At 66.1% G+C, this 19,268-nt stretch carries 17 protein-coding genes and 1 tRNA gene; 9 read left to right on the top strand and 9 right to left on the bottom strand.

Going from position 1 to position 19,268, the window contains the following annotated elements:
* Positions 1-16 precede the first annotated feature (16 nt).
* Positions 17-1,405 (top strand): MocR-like pyridoxine biosynthesis transcription factor PdxR, encoded by a 1,389-nt coding sequence (gene pdxR / locus ACWW36_RS07930; protein WP_456141010.1) that lies wholly within the window; start codon positions 17-19, stop codon positions 1,403-1,405.
* On the opposite strand, the gene ACWW36_RS07935 is transcribed toward pdxR (ACWW36_RS07930), so the two are convergent.
* The 5 genes from ACWW36_RS07935 to ACWW36_RS07955 form a co-directional block, all read right to left on the bottom strand.
* Entirely contained in the window at positions 1,398-5,546 is a 4,149-nt protein-coding gene (locus tag ACWW36_RS07935) for a SpoIIE family protein phosphatase (RefSeq protein WP_456141011.1), read from the bottom strand. The genes pdxR (ACWW36_RS07930) and ACWW36_RS07935 overlap by 8 nt on opposite strands.
* Positions 5,543-5,914, bottom strand: a complete 372-nt coding sequence (locus ACWW36_RS07940; RefSeq protein ID WP_456141012.1) for an STAS domain-containing protein — start codon at positions 5,912-5,914, stop codon at positions 5,543-5,545. The genes ACWW36_RS07935 and ACWW36_RS07940 overlap by 4 nt, the downstream gene beginning before the upstream one ends.
* A 150-nt stretch (positions 5,915-6,064) precedes the next feature.
* Complete coding sequence (locus tag ACWW36_RS07945) at positions 6,065-6,739, bottom strand: PAS and ANTAR domain-containing protein (protein WP_456141013.1); 675 nt, start codon at positions 6,737-6,739, stop codon at positions 6,065-6,067.
* A 99-nt stretch (positions 6,740-6,838) separates the two neighbouring features.
* Positions 6,839-6,925 (bottom strand) — tRNA-Ser (locus ACWW36_RS07950).
* A 17-nt stretch (positions 6,926-6,942) separates the two neighbouring features.
* Positions 6,943-7,455 (bottom strand): MarR family winged helix-turn-helix transcriptional regulator, encoded by a 513-nt coding sequence (locus tag ACWW36_RS07955; RefSeq protein WP_456141014.1) that lies wholly within the window; start codon positions 7,453-7,455, stop codon positions 6,943-6,945.
* 78 nt (positions 7,456-7,533) lie between these two features.
* Here ACWW36_RS07955 and ACWW36_RS07960 point away from each other — a divergent pair, with 78 nt between their 5' ends.
* The gene (locus ACWW36_RS07960; RefSeq protein WP_456141015.1) at positions 7,534-8,508 is read left to right on the top strand and encodes an NAD(P)H-quinone oxidoreductase; all 975 of its coding nucleotides are present in this window, start codon (positions 7,534-7,536) and stop codon (positions 8,506-8,508) included.
* 23 nt (positions 8,509-8,531) lie between these two features.
* Here ACWW36_RS07960 and ACWW36_RS07965 read toward each other — a convergent pair whose 3' ends face one another.
* Positions 8,532-9,728: a cysteine desulfurase-like protein gene (locus ACWW36_RS07965; RefSeq protein WP_456141016.1), complete on the bottom strand. Its 1,197-nt coding sequence runs from the start codon at positions 9,726-9,728 to the stop codon at positions 8,532-8,534.
* Positions 9,729-9,852: 124 nt separating this feature from the next.
* On the opposite strand from ACWW36_RS07965, the gene ACWW36_RS07970 reads away from it, so the two are divergent.
* From ACWW36_RS07970 to wzm, 5 genes are read left to right on the top strand one after another with little or no spacing between them, the layout of a single operon-like run.
* The gene (locus ACWW36_RS07970) at positions 9,853-11,802 is read left to right on the top strand and encodes a DUF6541 family protein (RefSeq protein ID WP_456141017.1); all 1,950 of its coding nucleotides are present in this window, start codon (positions 9,853-9,855) and stop codon (positions 11,800-11,802) included.
* Positions 11,799-12,302 (top strand): bacterial proteasome activator family protein, encoded by a 504-nt coding sequence (locus ACWW36_RS07975; protein ID WP_456141018.1) that lies wholly within the window; start codon positions 11,799-11,801, stop codon positions 12,300-12,302. The genes ACWW36_RS07970 and ACWW36_RS07975 overlap by 4 nt, the downstream gene beginning before the upstream one ends.
* Positions 12,303-12,307: 5 nt before the next feature.
* Positions 12,308-13,135 (top strand): galactan export ABC transporter ATP-binding subunit Wzt/RfbE, encoded by an 828-nt coding sequence (gene wzt, locus ACWW36_RS07980; RefSeq protein ID WP_456141019.1) that lies wholly within the window; start codon positions 12,308-12,310, stop codon positions 13,133-13,135.
* On the top strand, positions 13,128-14,018 hold the full coding sequence (gene glfT1, locus ACWW36_RS07985; protein WP_456141020.1) for a galactofuranosyltransferase GlfT1: 891 nt from the start codon (positions 13,128-13,130) through the stop codon (positions 14,016-14,018). Before wzt ends, glfT1 begins: the two co-directional genes overlap by 8 nt.
* A complete protein-coding gene (gene wzm / locus ACWW36_RS07990) occupies positions 14,015-14,845 on the top strand; it encodes a galactan export ABC transporter permease subunit Wzm/RfbD (RefSeq protein ID WP_456141021.1) in 831 nt (276 codons plus the stop codon). The genes glfT1 and wzm overlap by 4 nt, the downstream gene beginning before the upstream one ends.
* On the opposite strand, the gene ACWW36_RS07995 is transcribed toward wzm, so the two are convergent.
* Positions 14,846-15,283 (bottom strand): pyridoxamine 5'-phosphate oxidase family protein, encoded by a 438-nt coding sequence (locus tag ACWW36_RS07995; RefSeq protein WP_456141022.1) that lies wholly within the window; start codon positions 15,281-15,283, stop codon positions 14,846-14,848.
* A gap of 152 nt (positions 15,284-15,435) precedes the next feature.
* Here ACWW36_RS07995 and ACWW36_RS08000 point away from each other — a divergent pair, with 152 nt between their 5' ends.
* Positions 15,436-16,830, top strand: coding sequence for an HNH endonuclease signature motif containing protein (locus tag ACWW36_RS08000; protein WP_456141023.1), 1,395 nt, complete (start codon positions 15,436-15,438; stop codon positions 16,828-16,830).
* Here ACWW36_RS08000 and ACWW36_RS08005 read toward each other — a convergent pair.
* Complete coding sequence (locus ACWW36_RS08005; RefSeq protein WP_456141024.1) at positions 16,827-17,288, bottom strand: carboxymuconolactone decarboxylase family protein; 462 nt, start codon at positions 17,286-17,288, stop codon at positions 16,827-16,829. The two genes, ACWW36_RS08000 and ACWW36_RS08005, sit on opposite strands and share 4 nt — an antisense overlap.
* 28 nt (positions 17,289-17,316) lie before the next feature.
* On the bottom strand, positions 17,317-17,778 hold the full coding sequence (locus tag ACWW36_RS08010; RefSeq protein WP_456141025.1) for a carboxymuconolactone decarboxylase family protein: 462 nt from the start codon (positions 17,776-17,778) through the stop codon (positions 17,317-17,319).
* Positions 17,779-17,827: 49 nt separating this feature from the next.
* Here ACWW36_RS08010 and pdxR (ACWW36_RS08015) point away from each other — a divergent pair, with 49 nt between their 5' ends.
* A complete protein-coding gene (pdxR, locus tag ACWW36_RS08015; protein ID WP_456141026.1) occupies positions 17,828-19,246 on the top strand; it encodes a MocR-like pyridoxine biosynthesis transcription factor PdxR in 1,419 nt (472 codons plus the stop codon).
* The last annotated feature ends 22 nt before the right edge of the window (positions 19,247-19,268 follow it).

Here is a 19,268-nt window from a genome sequence, read left to right on the forward strand (position 1 = left end):
GATAGGCACCACTTCGATGGCAATTTCGGGTACCACTTCCGGTCCGGAGCTGCTGGTCGAGCTCGACCGCGCGGCTGCCGAGCCGCTGCACCGCCAGCTCGCCAGCGGTCTGCGTGACGCCATTCGCACCGGGCGTCTGGCGCCAGCGACGCGGCTGCCGTCGACCCGGGTGCTGGCCGCGGATCTTGGCGTCTCACGTCGCCTCGTGGTCGACGCGTACAGCCAACTGACCGCCGAGGGGTTCCTGCTCAGCAGGCACGGCTCCGGGACACGCGTGGCGACGGTCGATGCCGCCAGCACACCGGAGCGCGACGCCCGCGAGGCATCGAAGCAATTCGACATCGACTTCGCCCCAGGCTCACCGGATCTCGGCAGCTTTCCCCGACACGCGTGGCTGCGCGCGCTGCGACAAGGCCTGGCGGAAATCGAATCGAACGCGTTCGGATACGTCGCACCGCAGGGACTGCAGGTCGCGCGGATCGCGGTCGCGGATTACCTGCGGCGCACCCGCGGAGTGCTCGCCGACCCGCAGCACATCGTGCTGTGCTCGGGCGCTACGCAGGCGATCGCCCTGCTGGCATCGGTGCTGAAAAACGATACGTTCGCGATGGAGGACCCCGGCTTCTGGCTACATCGGATGGTATTGCGGCACAACGGCATCGAGCCGGTGCCGGTTCCCGTCGACGACGACGGCTTGAACGTCGCGGCGCTGGCGGACAGTGATGCAACGGCGGTACTGGCCACCCCTGCCCATCAATCGCCGACGGGTGTCGTACTGCCCGCCACGCGCCGCACTGAGCTGCTCGAGTGGGCGCGGGGCGGTCGCCTCATCGTCGAGGACGACTACGACGCCGAATATCGTTACGACCGCGCCCCGGTCGGCGCGCTGCAAGGCGTCGCGCCCGACCGCGTGGTCTACGTGGGCTCGACGAGCAAGACGCTGGCGCCCGGACTGCGCATCGGCTGGATGGTGTTGCCTGCGCATCTGGTCGACGCCGTCGCGCTGGCGAAGGGCCTGGCCGACACCGGCAGCTCTGTGATGGACCAGATCGCCTTCGCCCAGTTGCTGATCTCCGGCGAATACGATCGCCACCTGCGTCAGATGCGTCGGCGATATCTAGTGAGGCGAAATGCCTTGTTGCAAGCGCTATCTCAGTATTTGCCCGAGGCAACGGTGCTCGGTGCAGCCGCCGGAGTCCACCTCACGGTGCGGTTTCCCGTCGGCTTCCCGATCGGCCGCGTGGTGCGAAGGGCAGCGGAGATGCGCGTGCATGTGGAGCCCTTGGCACCGTGCTATGCCAACCCTGATGCGGCCCCTCCTGGCCTGATGCTCGGCTACGCCAACCTCACCGAATCACAGATCGACACGGGCGTGCGTGCGCTGGCTCGAGCGCTCGTCATCTGATCGTGGCACGCATTCGAACCGTGGTGCCGTCGGGTCCGGGGTCGATGATCACCTCGTCCATCAGACCGCGCATGAGCGTGATGCCGCGGCCTCGATGAGTAGACGCGATCGGATCGGGGGGCTTCCACGAACCGGTGTCGGTCACCTGCAAGCGCAACTGGTCCGCAACGGCGGTTGCGCTCAGGGTGACAGCGCCCCCTGCACGGTCACGATGGCCATGCTCGATGGCGTTCGCCATCGCCTCGCCCGCTGCGACCAGCGCGTTCACAGCTTCGTCCGGATCCACGCCGGCCTGGCTCAGCCAAACGCGCAGCGCAGCACGAGTGGGCGCCAATTCGGCCAGATATGCCGGCACCGTGAGCCGAAGCGGCGCCGGTTGCCGATAGAGCAGCAGCGCCACGTCGTCGAAATAGCCGCCGTCGGGCGCAAGTTCGGACATCAGACGGCTCGCGAGCTCATCGAGGTCCGTCGAGCGGTTGTCGATGAGAAGTTCGGCCGCGCGGGCGATCCCGGCGTCCAGCGGTTCACCGCGGCGTTCAACCAGGCCGTCGGTGTACAGCAGCAGGGTCGCTCGCGGCGGCACGGACTGATGCGCCTCGGAACGTTCCCGGCCCGCCGAGAGATCACTCAGCCCGAGGGGAAGCCCGCGACCCCCCTCCAGGAGTTCAACCGTGCCGTCGGCGTGCACCAGCACGGGCGGTGGATGTCCGGCGCTCGCGTAGGCCAACTTGCCTGTGTCGGTGGCGATTACGGCGCAGAAGGCGGTGGTGGTTCGTGCGCCGGGGAGTTGAGCGGCGAAGCGGTCCAGATTCGTCAGCGCGGCACTGGGATTGGGTCGCTCGAGCAGAAGCGCTCGACAAGCGCTGCGTAGCTGACCCATCACCGTGGCCGCGGACAAGCCATGGCCCACACAGTCGCCGACGATCAACGCCATACGGCCGTCATCGAGATCGACGACGTCGTACCAATCCCCACCGACCTGCAGCGGCCGGGTGGCAGGTTGGTAGCGCACTGCGAATCCACCCGGCAGTGTGGCCGGTCCGAGGATCGCCGTCTGCAGCGCCAAGGCGGTCTCCCGCTGCAGGTCGATCTGCTGGACGCGCTGAAGGCCGGCGGCCAGGCGGCCGGCGAGCACCGTTAGCAGCGTGTCATCCTCCGCGGTGAACGGCCGAAGTTCGAACAGCTCCAGGCACATTACGAGTACGCCCCTCGGATGCTGCAGTGCGATTCCGGCCATGCCCGGTTCTGTGGAGTCTGTGGCCAGCAGGTCCCCGTCGCGTAGCGATTCCACCATGTGCTGCACGCGCGCGGGTAGGTCGGCCCACCGTGTCTGCTCGCCGACACACACCATCTGCGGCTCCCGCCCGGCTGGTGTCGTCGTCGTGCCGTCGGCGGCGAAGGCGACCGCTATCACGCGGCGCGCCCGCCACAGCCGCCGCATTTCTTCCGCTGCTCCGCGCACCGCATCATCAAGCGTATCGGCTTGGGCCAGTTGTTGATTGAGCGCGGCCAGCGCCGCTTCCCGCTGCACGCTGTAGTGCTCGGCAGTGACGTCGCGAAAGGTGCCCACCATGACACTGCGCCCGGTGTCGGGATCGTCGGTGCGGCTGAAGGTCGCATTGACCCACAGCCGATGTCCGTCTCGATGGGTGACTGGAACAGTGAAGGAACCGTGGTTCTGCAGTGTGCTGAAGGCCTCCGCGATCTGTCGATGGGCCTGCGGCTCGGTCTCGGCGTCAGGCCACCACGGATGGATGGGTTCGTAGGGCAAGCCATCGGGCCCGTACCCGAGGATGTCGGTGAACGCAGCGTTGAGTTCGATGACCGCGCCGCGCTCATCGGACACGAAGAACGCTTCCTGCAAGGACTCCACCAACGCGGTACGCCAGCGCGCATGGTGGTTGCGCAGCCGTGCGAGCTCTACGTTGGCGCGGACACGGGCGAGCAGCTCCGCGGCGGCGAAGGGCTTGACCAGATAGTCGTCGGCGCCAGCCTGCAACCCTTCGATCGAGGCCTCCTGGCCGGCTCGCGCCGACAACAGCAGCACCGGCACCGCGGACGTTCGCGGATCCGCCCGCAGCGCAGCGACGAACGCCAGGCCGTCGAGGACCGGCATCATCACATCGCAGACAACAAGGTCCGGCAATGAGGCGCGGACGGCCTCGAGTGCCCGCTGGCCGTCGGGCACCGTGTCCACCTCATAGCCGGTCGTGCGCAGCAGGCGCGCAAGGTAGTCGCGCATGTCGGCGTTGTCGTCGGCGATCACGACCCTGGCAGGGGCGCCGGAGACAGCGAACGAGGCTCCGAGTGAGAGCTCCGGCTCCCGTGCCCCGCTCACAGCTGGTTCGCCGTTGGGTAGCCAGCGCAACGCTTCGGTCACATAGGGTTCGGCGACTCCCGACGGTGTCCGGTCACGCGTCGATGCGGCCACGTCGTCGGCGGCCAGATGGGCGGTGCCGAACGGAATTCGGACGGTGAAGGTCGTGCCGAGCCCTTCGACACTGTCCGCGCTGATGCGTCCGCCGTGCAGCCCGACCAACTCCTTGACCAGTGCCAGTCCGATGCCGCTGCCCTCGTGCGAACGGGCGCGGGCGGTTTCGATCCGGTGAAAACGCTCGAACAAGCGCGGCATCTCGGCCGCAGAGACGCCGATCCCGGTGTCGGACACGATGAGAACCGCCTCATTGTCGTCCCTGCGCACGGCGATCGTGATCGAGCCGTCGAAGGTGAACTTCAGCGCATTGGACAGCAGATTGAGTACCACCTTCTCCCACATATCGCGGTCGACATAGACGGCTTCCCTCAGCGGGGGGCAATCAACGGTGAACGCCAACCCTGCACGGTCGATGGCGGAGCGAAAGACACTGGCCAACTCCGCGGTCACCGTCGAGAGCTCGACGGGCTCATAACGTGCCTGAGAGCGGCCTGCCTCGATGCGCGAAAAGTCCAACAGCGTGTTGACCAGCTTGGCAAGCCGCAACGCGTTGCGGTGGACGACTTCGAGTTCCTCGCGCGCCTGTTCGTCCACTCCCGACAGTCGGCTGCGTAGTTCCGCGATGGGAGCCATGATCAACGTCAGCGGCGTGCGGAACTCATGGCTGATGTTGGAGAAGAAGGTCGTCTTGGCGCGATCGAGTTCGGCGAGTTCCTCGGCGCGGCGCTGCTGTGCCTGGTAATTGCGGGCGGAACTGATACCGGCCGCCATATGTCCGGCGACGAGCGTCACGAAGTCGCGATACCCCGCGTCCAGTGGGCGAAAGCGGTTGAGCGCGGCGACCAGGAATCCGCTCGGTGAAGCGCCTTGACGCACCAGCGGCACCACGAACGCGGACGACGGCGGCTCATGCCAGTCCCCGGTGGGCAGGTTCGGATAGCGGGCGGCGTCAAGATCGACAAGCACCGGTTCACCGCGCGCCGGAGCTGCCAGCGGCCACACCTGCGGTCCGTCGGGCGACAGTGTCGTCGGTGCGGCGGGATCGTCAGCGGCGATACCGCTCAAGCCCGCCAGCCGTGCAACCCCGCTGTCTTCGTCGAAGAGGTAGGTCAGCGTGAACGGTAGGTCGCGCGAATTCTCGCTGAGTTGGCGGGCGGCGAACGCCAGAGTTTCTTCCTCGGTGCGCACCACGCTCGGATCGGAGCCGAGGTCCCGCAGCGTGGCGATGCGCCGCTGTGCGATCACTCGGTCCGTGTCCTCGCTGACGACGCACAGCATGCCGACCACCTCGCCGGCGTCGTCGCGCAGCGGACTGTAGGAGAACGTGTGATACGACTCCTCGGGATAGCCGGACCGCTCGAGGAAAAGCAGAAGCGCCGCATCCCATGTCGCCTGGCCCGTCACCAGGACTCGATTGATGCGGGGGCCGATGTCGTCCCAGATTTCCGCCCACACCTCACTGGCCGGCCTGCCCAGCGCCCACGGGTACTTCCGGCCGAGGGTGTCGCGGCGATACGCAGCGTTGCAGAAGAACGTCAGATCCGGGCCCCAAGCCATCCACATCGCGAAGCGCGACGACAGCAGGATGTCTACGGCGGTCTGCAGACTCTGGGGCCATTCGGCCGGCGGCCCTAGCGGCGTCGCCGTCCAGTCCACCGCTGCGAGGTCACTGCCGATCTCCTCGTCTGCGGCGAAAACAGTGGTCATTCGCGATCGTCATCGCGGATGTCGGCCAGTGCGTCGGGCACCGTCGGATAAGGGGGAACCACCTCGTCGAGCTGGGTCACCTGCAGGGGGCGGATGACTTCGGCAGTACTCGCGACCACGCGGACGGCAACGTCGCCGGACAGCCCGTTTTGATAGCAACCGACGATCGCGTTCAGCCCCGCGCTGCCGAAGTACGTGACCGCTCCGAGATCGACGACGAGGACCCTCCCCGGCAGCTCGGACGCCGCCTTCAAGGCCGCGTCGAGATGCGTGGCGAGTGCGTCAACACTCGTGGAGTCGATATCGCCGGCGACGGCGACGACCACGGCCGAATCGCGCACATGCTGCTCTACCTGTAAAACCGTCAACGCCCGTGCAATCCGTGACGACCGGTACCTGTCCTACTCAATACTGACAGTGCTCCCCGCCTGCTTGTTCTCGGCTTTGTCCCCCGAAGGTCACATTAGCTGGGAGTCGTACGCATCGAAAGCGCATCGTTGTACACCCTTGTCGGAAGCTCACCGCCGCGGCACGCGCTCGTGCACCGTCAGCAGTAGATGATCGAACTGTCGCCGCATCGTGGTTGGCTCGTACTCGATCGTTCCGAGCTCTGCGACCACCTGGGCGGCGAGCGTTCGCAGCTTGGTGTTGGTTTGTTGCGATCGCCATTGCAACACCGCGAAGGCTCGGTCGCTGTCGATGCCATACACCAGCATGAGGGCCCCTTTGGCCTGCTCGATCGCCGCACGGGCTGCGAATAGCTCGGGCAGCGTGTCGCTGAGGGCGTCGCGACGCGCCTGATCGAACGTGTCCGTGAGGTCGATGTAATAGCCGTCGGTACCGACGACGGCGCCTCGATCGTCGAGCATCCGGTCCGCCATCACGATGACGGTGTGTTCGGCGCCTGACGTATCGAGGAATCGGTGCCGACTGGAGAACGACCCGCCGTGATGCAGCAAGTGGTCGAGCAGATCCTGGACGTGCTGGCGATCATCGGGATGTTTGTGGGAAAGCAGCAGCTCCGTCGTCGGCACGACCGTGCCGGGCTCGTAGCCGTGCATACATGCCACTTCGTCGGACCATTCCCAGCGCTGGCCCACGAACCAGAAGCGGAAGGCGCCGACGGCCAACGGCGGTGCACCGTCGCTGAGCTCGTCGGATTCCGAGCTGGGCGCCAGTTCGGGGGACGACATACCCCATCCCACCACGGGCAAGGCCCCATTTCAGCAAAAAGCCGACGATGGCCCCAGACCCGGTGACACCCAACGGAACTGAACAGCCCCGCCACACAGCGGTGGCGGAGGGATTTGAACCCCCGGACGGTTTTGGCCGTCTCTCGCTTTCAAGGCGAGTGCATTAGGCCGCTCTGCCACGCCACCGCCGACAAGAGTACGGCCTAGACGCGGCCGAGCTTCGCGGGTGGTGTCGCAGTCTTGAGTCCGACGCTGATCCGCCGGCAGTTCTCCCCCATCGCCGCGATCTGCGGGCGTGAGAGTCTGCCGAGGAAATGCGTCCGCACCCCCTGGCCGTACGTCAGCATCGCCTCACTCACGGCCTTGCGGCCTTCGTCGGTGATGGACGCCAGCACCCCACGGCCGTCGTCGGGACTGGCGCCCCGTTGCACCAGGCCCTGCAACTCGAGCCGACGGATCTGCCGGGTCACCCGGCTGGGCAATGACATCAGACCGTCGGCAAGATCCCCCATGCGTGCCGAGCCGGTCGCGGACTTGTCCAGCATGTCGAGCAGCCGCACATCGTTGAGCGTCAGATGATGTGCGTCTACCAGCGACCTGTTCAGGGTCGCGTACAACCTAAGCGCCGAATCGAGGAAGTTTTGCCACGACCTCTGTTCGGCAATATCTAGGCCAGGCATATCACTAGCGGTACGCCCGGCAATTATCCCCTCCATTTCGCAATGGTAATCCAGTTCGGCATTGCTGTGGGAGGGATTTCCCTACGGTTTTCGCAGGCTAGTACCGTTACTTGCATGCGCACGATCGTGGCCCAAACCGAAGAACAGCTCACCTGGCAAGAAGGCCCCGACGTCGCTCCTCGACACGGCGAGGTGGTCATCAAGGTCAGCGCCGCGGGAGTTAACCGCGCGGATCTGTTGCAAGCGGCAGGAAACTATCCGCCGCCGCCAGGCGCCAGCGAGACGCTAGGCCTTGAGGTCTCCGGGACCATCTCCGCGGTCGGCGAGGGCGTCGACCGATGGTCCGTCGGGCAACATGTCTGCGCTTTGCTGGCCGGCGGAGGTTACGCGGAGTTCGTCGCGGTCCCCGCCGGGCAGGTCATGCCGATTCCCGACGATGTGCCGCTGCATCACGCCGCCGCCCTACCCGAGGTGGCGTGCACCGTGTGGTCCAACCTGGTGATGACGGCGCACCTGTCCGCCGGCCAATTGGTGTTGATCCACGGCGGGGCCAGCGGCATCGGCACCCACGCGATCCAGGTGGCACGCGCGCTCGGCGCACGGGTGGCCGTCACCGCCGGATCGCAGAACAAGCTCGACCTGGCCGCCGAGCTCGGCGCCGAGACCACCATCAATTACCGCGAAGAGGACTTCGTCGAACGGGTGCGCGGCGAAGGGGGCGCCGACGTGATCCTCGACATCATGGGCGCCGCCTACCTCGACCGAAACGTCGACGCGCTGGCCGCCGACGGCCGGTTGGTCATCATCGGGATGCAGGGCGGCGTCAAGGGCGAGCTCAACATCGGCAAGCTGCTCGGCAAGCGTGCCGGGGTGATCGCCACAGCGCTGCGCTCGCGGCCAGTCGACGGCCCCGCAGGCAAGAGCGAGATCTGCGCTCAGGTGGTGGCCAACGTCTGGCCGATGATCGAAGACGGCCAAGTGCGTCCGATCATCGGCGCGGAGTTCCCCATCGAACAGGCGCGGGCCGCCCACGAGCTGTTGGCCTCAGGCGAAGTCGCCGGGAAAATCCTTCTGCGCGTTAGCGATTAGCCTTCGTCGGCCGAGCCGACAATTCAGCCAAGCGACGCCAGTGTGCGCACGAGCTGGTCGACCTCTGCCGTCGAGGTGTAATGCGCCAGCCCGACCGTCACGGCGCCGCCAATGTCGTTGACGCCGATGACATCTAGGACACGTGAGCTTGCGTTGGAGATGGCCAGGATGCCGTTGTCGGCAAGCCGTTGCACCACGCGCTCGGCGGGCACGTCGCTGACCACGAAGCTCAGCACCGGGATGCGTGCCTCCGGCCGGCCGATCACCATCACTGCGGGCAGTGAGCGCAGCGATATCAACAGATAGTCGAACAACCGGCTCATGTATGACGCCGCCGATTGCATTGACACCGAAAGCCTTTCGCGCCGCGTCCCGTGAGCGGACTCGTCAAGCGATGCCAGGTATTCGATGCTGGCCACCACGCCGGCGAGTAAGCCGAACTGATGCGCGCCCAATTCCAGCCGCGCCGGTCCGGTCGCGTACGGGTTCAGTGACACCGAGGAGAACGAGTCGATCAGCGACGGGTCACGGAACACCAGCGCGCCTATCGGCGGACCACCCCAGGCCATCGCGTTCAGGGCGACGACATCAGCGTCGATCTCGTCGATGTCGATCAAACGGTACGGCGCCGCCGCTGAGTGGTCGACCACCACCAGGCCGCTGACGTCGTGCACCAGCTTCGTCACCGCGCGCAATTCTGTGACGGTGCCCAATGTCGAAGAAGCCGAGGTGATTGCGACCAGCCTGGTGGGCCGGGTGATCAGCCCTTCCCACTGCCAGGTCGGCAACTCACCGGTCTCGATATCGACTTCGGCCCACTTCACCTTCGCGCCATAGCGATTCGCGGCACGCAGCCACGGTGCGATGTTCGCCTCGTCGTCGAGCCGGGTCACCACGATCTCGTAGCCGAGCCCCACGCGTGACGACGACGCGTCGGCAAGCGACGTCAGCAAGACCGCGCGATCGGCACCGAGCACCACGCCGCGAGGGTCGGCGTTGACCAGGTCGGCCACCGCCTGACGCGCGGCGGTCAGCACCGCAGCACTGCGCTGCGCCGACGGATGCGGCCCCGCCGGGGTGGGCATCGAGCCGCGGAAGGCGGTGGATACGGCTCTGGCGACGGCGTCCGGCAGCAGCATGCCGTTCTGCGCGTCGAAATGCACCCAACCATCGCCGAGAGACGGGTGCAAACCGCGCACCCGGGCGACGTCGTATGCCATGCCAGCCCACCTTAGAGCGTCAGTGAATCTACAAACCGACACGATTTTGGTGGATGCCCGGCTCTGCATCTCGACAGCCACCGCCGTGCTCGGACCGGGTCACCTGGGCAGCCATACTAGTCCAGTGAGCTTGGGGTTCGGAGTGCTAATTGCGCTGTTGTTGCTGGTGATCCCCGGGGCAATCATCGCACGTGTCGGTCGGCTAACTTGGCCGACCGCCATTGCGTTGGGGCCACCACTGACCTACGGCGTTGTCGCGTTGGCGATCGTTCCGTTCGGCGCACTCGGAATCCCGTGGAACGCGTGGACGGCGTTGTTTGCTCTGGCGTTCGTGGCCGCAATTGCGCTGGGTTTGCGGGTGGTGCTCGCCCGCTATCGTGACGTCGACGCCGAGGCGCGGGCCGCTTCGCCCGGTCCCGCGCTGCTCGTCGCGGCTGGCGTGCTGCTAGGCGCCTTGCTGATCGCGATCGCCGCCATCCGCGGCCTACCTCATTGGCAATCCGTTCCGAGCAATTGGGATGCGGTGTGGCACGCCAACACAATTCGCTTCATCCTCGACACCGGCCAGGCGTCGCCGACCCACATGGGCGAGCTGCGCAACGTCGAGACCCACGAGGCGCTGTACTACCCGTCGACCTTCCACGCACTCGCGGCGGTGTTCAGCCAGCTCACCGGCGCCGCGCCAACCACCGCGTACACGCTGAATTCGGTGGCGGCGGCCGTCTGGCTGTTCCCCGTCAGCGCCGCGACACTGACCTGGCAGATGCTGCGCAGGCGAACCGATGAGTGGCGCACAGCCGGCGCCGCGGCCGCCGCGGCCGCGTTGTCCGCATCGTTCACCGCGATTCCCTACGTCGAATTCGACACCGCCTCGATGCCCAACCTCGCCGCGTACGGCATCGCGATTCCGACCATGGTGCTGGTGGTGTCCGCGCTGCGGCACCGCGACCGCATCCCGCTCGCGGTGCTGGCGGTCTTCGGTGTGTTCTCCGTCCATATCACCGGCGGCGTCGTGACGGTGATCTTCGTGGTCATGTGGTGGCTGTTCGAGGCGCTGTGGCGTCCCGTCCGCGGCCGCATCGCCGACTTCGTCGCCCTGCTGCTCATCGCGATTCCGACAGTGGCGGCGCTCATGCCGCAGTTCCTCGGGGTGCTGCAGCAGGCCGAGATCATCGTCGGACACGCGTTCATCACGCACGAGGGCAAGAAGCGCGGGCTGATCGACGCGGTCGTGCAGCACACCCGGCACCTCAACGACTTCCCCATTCAATGGGTGCTGGTCATCCTGGCCGCGATAGGCGGGATCATCCTGCTGATACGACGGATCTGGTGGCCACTGGCGGTGTGGCTCCTGCTGGTGGTGGCGATCGTGCATTCGTCCGCGCCCTTCGGGTTGGGTCCGATCGGCGTGCTCACCGGCAAGTTCGCCGACTTGTTCTACAGCGACCCGCGCCGCCTGTCGGCGGTGGTGGCGATGCTGCTCACCGCGGCGGCGGGTCTCGCGGTCTTCACTTTGGCGTCGGCCGCCGTGGCCGGGCTGCGCAGAGTCGTCGACCGGGGGAGTCCCCGTGCCTGGTACGCGGCCACCGCCGCCATCGTCGTGGCCGTCTGCGTCGGCATCGGGGTTGCGTATCTACCACGCGGCCAGTTCCTGTTCGGGGAGAAGTACGACAGGGTGATCGTCGACCAGAAGGACTTGGACGCGTGGGCATATCTGGCCACGCTGCCGGGCGCACACGACACGTTGATCGGTGACGCGAACACCGACGGCACCGCATGGATGTACGCGGTCGCCGGGCTGCACCCGCTGTGGACGCACTACGACTACCCCGTCCAGCAGGGGCCGGGCTACCACCGCTTCATCTTCTGGGCATACGCCGACGACGCCGACACAGATCCGCGGGTCGCCGAGGCGGTCAAGGCGCTGAACATCCGCTACGTGGTGACGAGCACACCGGTGGTCCGCGGGTTCGTCATGCCCGACGGGCTAGTGTCGCTAGATAGGTCGCGGTCGTGGGAGAAGATCTACGACAACGGCGAGGCCCGCATCTACGAATGGCGCGGAGGGAAATGAGCACGAACACCGACGACGACAACATCGAAATCATCAACGGCGGGGCGCGTGCCGCGGCGGGGGAGGATGACGGCGACGGCAAGTCGTTGACCGATCTCGTCGAACAGCCGGCGAAGGTGATGCGGATCGGCACCATGATCAAGCAGCTTCTCGAAGAGGTGCGGGCAGCGCCGCTCGACGACGCCAGCCGCAACCGGCTGCGTGACATCCACCGCACCAGCATTCGCGAGCTCGAAGACGGGCTGGCGCCCGAACTGCGCGAGGAACTCGAGCGGCTCACGTTGCCCTTCACCGAGGACGGCGTCCCGTCGGACGCCGAACTGCGAATCGCTCAGGCCCAGTTGGTCGGCTGGCTCGAAGGCTTGTTCCACGGCATCCAGACCGCGCTGTTCGCGCAGCAGATGGCCGCGCGCCAGCAGCTCGAGCAGATGCGGCAGTTGCCGCCCGGTGTGGCGGGACCCGGACAGCGCGGCGGCCCCGGGACCGGTCAGTACCTGTAGGTCCTGTGACGTCTGCTTCCACGCCACACATCGCGACCCACAACGCGTGGGTGGAGTTTCCGATCTTCGACGCCAAGACGCGCTCGTTGAAGAAGGCGTTCCTCGGCAAGGCCGGCGGCGCGATCGGACGCAACTCCGACAACGTCGTCGTCATCGAGGCGTTGCGGGATATCACCATGTCGCTCGAGCTCGGCGACCGGGTAGGTCTGGTCGGGCACAACGGTGCGGGCAAATCGACTCTGCTGCGGCTACTTTCGGGCATCTATGAGCCCACCCGCGGAGTCGCGACGGTGACAGGCCGGGTGGCCCCGGTGTTCGATCTCGGTGTTGGCATGGATCCCGAGATCTCCGGCTTCGAGAACATCATCATCCGCGGGCTGTTCCTCGGTCAGACGCGCAAGCAGATGATGGCCAAGGTCGACGAGATCGCGGAGTTCACCGAACTCGGCGAGTACTTGTCGATGCCGCTGCGCACGTACTCGACCGGCATGCGGGTGCGCTTGGCGATGGGCGTAGTCACCAGCATCGACCCCGAGATCCTGCTGTTGGACGAGGGTATCGGCGCGGTGGACGCCGAGTTCCTGAAGAAGGCGCAGTCGAGGCTGCAGAGCCTCGTCGAGCGGTCCGGCATCCTGGTGTTCGCCAGCCATTCCAACGAGTTCCTGGCGCGACTGTGCAAGACCGCGATGTGGATCGACCACGGCACGATCAAGATGACAGGCAGCATCGAGGACGTCGTGCGCGCTTACGAAGGCGAGGACGCGGCGCGACATGTGCGCGAGGTCCTCGACGAACATCGCGCGGATTGGCCGGCAACGGTTGCCGATGACTGAGTCTGTATATGCGGTGGTGGTCACGCATCGGCGTCCCGACGACCTCGCTAAATCGCTTGACGCTGTTTCGGCGCAGACCCGCGCCCCGGATCATCTGGTAGTCGTCGACAACGACAACGACTCGCGTGTTCGCGACATCGTTCTCGGTCAGCCCGTGCCGACCACCTACCTCGGGTCGCGCCGAAACCTCGGCGGCGCAGGCGGTTTCGCGTTGGGCATGCTGCATGCGCTGGCTTCGGGTGCTGACTGGGTGTGGCTGGCCGACGACGACGGGCGTCCCCAGGATTCGGAGGTACTCGGCACGCTGCTGGACTGCGCTTCAAGGCACGGACTGGCCGAGGTATCGCCGATGGTGTGCGACATGGACGATCCGTCGCAGCTGGCATTTCCGTTGCGGCGTGGGCTGGTGTGGCGGCGTCATGTATCCGAATTGCGCACCGGTACTTCCGATTTGCTGCCGGGTATCGCGTCGCTGTTCAACGGTGCGTTGTTTCGGGCGTCGACGCTGGAGGCGATCGGCGTTCCGGACCTCCGGCTGTTCGTGCGCGGGGACGAAGTCGAACTGCATCGCCGGCTGGTTCGCTCCGGATTGCCGTTCGGCACCTGCCTGAACGCCGTGTATCTGCATCCGCAGGGCGGCGACGAGTTCAAGCCGATCCTCGGCGGCCGGATGCACACCCAATACCCTGATGACGAGACCAAGCGGTTCTTCACCTACCGCAACCGCGGTTATCTGCTCTCGCAGCCAGGTCTGCGAAAGTTGTTGCCGCAGGAATGGATTCGATTCGGCTGGTTCTTCCTGGTGTCACGCCGCGATCCGGCGGGGATGAGGGAGTGGATTCGGTTGCGACGGATGGGACGACGCGAAAGGTTCGGCCGATGACGTTCACCGACGCTGCCGCCCAATCGAAGACGATGACGCGCGCATGGGGCGACCTGGTGGACGGGTTCGCCAAGCGCGAATTGTGGCTACACCTCGGCTGGCAGGACATCAAGCAGCGCTACCGCCGCTCGGTGCTTGGGCCGTTCTGGATCACCATCGCTACCGGCGCAACCGCTGTCGCGATGGGGCTGTTGTACTCGAAGCTGTTCAAACTCGAACTGTCCGAGCATCTTCCATATGTCACGCTCGGCCTGATCATCTGGAACCTGATCAACGCCTCGATCCTCGAGGGCGCCGACGTGTTCGTCGCCAACGAGGGTTTGATCAAACAGCTCCCGACGCCACTGTCGGTGCATGTCTACCGGCTGGTGTGGCGGCAGATGATCCTGTTCGGGCACAACATCATCATCTTTGTGATCATCGCGATCATTTATCCCAAGCCGTGGAAGTGGACCGACCTCGCGGTCATCCCGGCGTTGGGTCTGATCGTGCTGAATTGTGTCTGGGTATCACTGTGCTTCGGCATCCTGGCCACCCGCTACCGAGACATCAGCCCGCTGTTGTTCTCATTGGTGCAGCTGCTGTTCTTCATGACGCCGATCATCTGGAACGAAGCCACCCTGCGGCAGCAGGGCGCCGGTGCGTACACCAAGATCATCGAGCTGAACCCGCTGCTGCACTATCTCGATATCGTGCGGGCTCCGCTGCTCGGGGCCGACCAGGAGCTACGTCACTGGCTCGTGGTGATTGCGCTGACGATCATCGGATGGGTCCTGGCGGCGTTCGCGATGCGGCAGTACCGGGCCCGCGTGCCGTACTGGGTGTAGTCAGCCGGCGACGCCGCCGTGGTCCGGCTCCGGCCCGAAGATGAACCGCCTGCCGCTGATGTCGGTCGGGGTGATGCGCACGAAGCGCAGCTTCTCCGTGGCGATCCACGGGTACAGCCCGGCATGTTCGGCATCGTGTATCTCGGAGGTGCTCGTCAGCACCCGAGCCGTGCCGCGCACGATGACGCTCCACGCCTCGGCGACGTTGTGGTCATCCGCCTCGAACACCACCTGGTTGTTCATGATCGCGCTCAGCAGCTTGGTGCCTTCGGCGGTGCGGAACAACAGGGTTCGGTGCTGCACGACGAAATTGACCGGGAAGATTTCGGCTCGGCCATCGAAAGTGGTGACCAGCCTGCCCAGCGCACTGCCGGACAACAGCTTCCAGCTTTCGTCCTCGTTGAGTTCTACGACCGGGTGGTCTATTGACGACGTCATGCTCCGATCGTCATGAGTTCCAGGGGTCGGTCGATAGGGCCAGCGGGCCCTGGAGCAGGGCCAAAGGTCCCGGTTATCCCCAGTCGCGATTTCATCCACAGGCAGGGCTTTGAGGTGTCTCGATCGTCGGCGATCTCGGGATAATCAAACATGTGTTCGAACGTTTGGCTGATGGCGAGCTGCTCGACTTGATGGGTGAGGCCCAGCGCGATGAGCGGTCGGCGCTCGCGCGTCAGCTGGTGGCGGTGGGCCGGTTCACGCAGCGCCGCATCGAGCAGGGAACCGACGAGCACAACTTCTGGTGCGTGGACGACTGGGAGGTCATCGCTGCCGAGATCGGCGCCGAACTCGGAATCAGCCGCAGCCGGGCGTCGTCGCAGATGGGATACGGCATCGCGTTGTTGGAGCGCTTCCCCAAACTCGCTGAGGTGTTTGTGGCCGGCCAGGTCGACTTTCGGGTGATCGCGGCGGCGATCTATCGCACGGACCTGATCAAGGACGCCGCGGCGCTGGCCGCCATCGACGAACGGCTGGCGGCCGAGGCGCCGGCGTGGAACAAGCTTTCGCGCGAGAGGATCACCGAGCTGGTCGACTGGATGGTCATCGAACTTGATCCCGACGCGCTGCGGGTGGCCAAGCAGCGCGATCTGGACCGCCACATCGTGGTGAAGCCCGGGCAGAACGGGATGGCCGAAATCTGGGGTGAAGTCCGCGGTCCGGACGCGGCCGCCGTCGATCAGAAGCTCGACCAGTTGGCCGCGACGGTGTGCGGCGATGATCCGCGCACCACGACCCAGCGCCGCACCGACGCGCTCACCCCGCTGGCCGCCGGCGCGAGCAGCATGCCGTGTCTGTGCGGATCGCCGGATTGCCCGGCCGCCGAGGCGGATCGCCCGCTGCCGGCGATCGTCATCAACGTGATCGCGGAAGCCGCCACCGTGCAGGGGACGAGTGACAAGCCGGGGTATCTGCCCGGCTACGGCGCCATCCCGGCCGCGACGGTGCAGGAGTTGGCCAAGTACGCGTCACTGCGTCCCGTTGCCACGCCGAAAGACCTCTCAGCCGAGCCGCAGTACCGACCGTCGGCCGGATTGGCACGGTTCATTGGGTGCCGGGATCTGACGTGCCGGTGGCCGGGCTGCGACCAACCTGCGATGGGCTGCGATATCGACCACACCGTGGCCTACCCATACGGCCCAACTCACCCATCGAATAACAAGCCATACTGCCGAATCCATCATCTGTTCAAGACATTTCACGCCGGACCCGCCGGCTGGACCGAGATTCAGCTGCCCGACGGCGCCGTTGTGTGGACCTCGCCGCGTGGGCGGACCTACACAACCACGCCCACCGGGCCCCGGTTCTTCCCGCAGCTGGCGATCCCGACCGCGAAGTTGGTGCTTCCGAACAGTCCTCCACTTAGTCCGCATCGCGAGCTGGCGATGCCGAAACGAAAACGCACCCGAACCCAAGAGCGGGCGTACCGGATCGAATACGAACGCGGACTCAACCGCGCCCGCTACGCCGCCGACCCGCCGCCCTTCTAACGCTTCGGGAACGGCTTGCGCGTGGTCACCCCGATGCGGTTCCAGGCGTTGATGGTCAATGCCATCGCGATGACTTGGCCAAGCTCGCGCTCCGAAAACGCCTCCGCTGCACGCGTATACACCTCGTCGGACACGTGGCGGTGGGTGAGGTCTGTCATCTCCTCGGTCAGGGCAAGCGCGGCCTGCTCCTGCTCGCTGAAGATCTCCCCGGCTTCCTCCCACGCGGACAGCAGCGCGATCTTCTGCTCGCTGATCCCGCGTTTGCGCGCATCGGCGGTGTGCATGTCGAGGCAGAACGCGCAGTGGTTCATCTGCGACGCCCGAATCTTGATCAGCTCGGCCAGATCCGGATCGAGGTCCTTGGCCGCCGCGTTGCTCAACGCGATCATCGCCTGGTAGAGCTCTGGCGATACGCGATCAAGTTGGATGCGGTTGACCTTGTCGATGGTGGTGGTCATCACGACTCCTTTTCTACGGCAAGCGGATTCAGCGGCGGGGCGGCTGCGAGCGGACGGTCACATTGATGCGGTTCCATGCGTTGATAGTGACGGCCATCGCGATGACCTGACCGAGCTCTTGATCACTGAACACCGCTGCGGCCCGGGCATACACATCGTCTGAGACGTGCCCGTGGCCGAGATCGGTGATGGCCTCGGTCAGCGCCAGCGCGGCCTGCTCGCGCTCGGTGAACAACCCAGCCGCCTCTTCCCACGCGGCCAGGACGTCGAGCTTCTGCTCGTTCACGCCATGCTTGCGCGCGTCCCGAACATGCATGTCGAGGCAGAACGCGCAGTGGTTCATCTGCGACGCCCGAATCTTGATCAGCTCGGCCAGTTCGGCATCGATGCCCTTGCTCGCGGCGTTGCCCAACGCCATCATCGCGTCGTACAGCTCAGGCGTCGTCTTGTAGAGCTTGAGCCGGGTCTGTGTCTCCAGTGTTTGCGTCATGTCAACAACGCTAATCATCAAAGTCCCATCTTTATGGTTCAATCTGACTATGGATTCGTGGGCCAATCTAGGCACCCGTGACCTCCACCTGGATCTGCGCGAAACCATCACGCCGGGCGCCAGGGGAGCCCGCGACCTCCTGCTCACCGCGCTACGCGACGCCGTACGCTCCGGCAGGCTCGCCCCCGGCACCATGCTTCCGCCGTCCCGCACTCTTGCCGCCGACCTCGGATTGGCCCGCAACACCGTCGCCGACGCCTACGCCGAGCTCGTCGCGGAGGGTTGGCTCGCATCGCGCCAAGGGGCGGGCACCTGGGTGGTCAACGTCAGCGGAAACGCACTTCCGGCAAGACCCCGCGGCGTGCGGGTGGTGCCCACCCATGACCTGATGCCCGGCACGCCGGATGTGTCGGAGTTCCCCCGCGCCGCGTGGCTGGCCGCGGCTCGTCGCGCTCTGACCAATGCGCCCACCGAGGCGTTGCGGATGGGTGACCCACGCGGTCGCCCCGAACTACGCGAGGCGCTCACCGAATACCTCGCTCGTGCCCGCGGCGTGCGCACCTCACCCGAGGTGACCGTGATCTGTTCCGGCGTCCGCCACGCCGTCGAACTCCTTGCTCGCGCACTCGGTTCCGCCCGCCCGATCGCCGTAGAGGCCTACGGGCTGTTCATCTTTCGCGACGCCCTCGCCGCGCTCGGCGTGCGCACGCTTCCGATCGCGGTGGACGATCGCGGTGCGGTGGTGTCCGACCTCGATCGGGTGGACGCGTCGGCCGTGCTGCTCACCCCGGCCCATCACAACCCGCTGGGCGTGCCGCTGCATCCATCCCGGCGCACCGCCGTCGTCGAATGGGCGCAGCGCACCGAAGGCTTCGTGTTCGACGACGACTACGACGGCGAATTCCGCTTCGACCGCCAAGCCGTCGGCGCCCTTCAGGCGTTGTGCCCGGACCGCGTCGCATATCTCGGGTCAACCAGCAAGAGCCTGACGCAGACGTTGCGGCTTGGCTGGATGGTGCTGCCCGAGGAGCTCCTGGACCCGGTCATCGAGGCGGCAGGCGGACAACAGTTCCACGTCGACGCCATCGCGCAGCTGACCATGGCAGAGTTCATCACCAGCGGCCAGTACGACCGTCACATCCGCCGGATGCGGGCACGCTACCGGCGCCGTCGGGACACACTCGTCGACGCATTGACCGGTTTCGACGTCGGCATCAGCGGTCTGTCCGCCGGGTTGAACATGCTGCTGACCCTGCCCGACGGAAGCGAGCGCGAAGTGCTGCAGCGGGCAGGCGAGGCCGGTCTCGCATTGCAGGGCCTGTCTCTCATGCGGCATCCGCTCGCCGGACCCGAGGTCCCGGCACCCGACGGCATCATCGTCGGCTTCGCCGCGTCCGCCGATCACGGGTTCAACCGAGCGATCGAGGCGCTGTGCGGGGTGCTGAGGTCCGCCGGCCTGGGTGGCTAAGCTGCCCGGGTGGCCGAGCCCC

This window comes from Mycobacterium sp. MMS18-G62 (genome assembly GCF_053877835.1).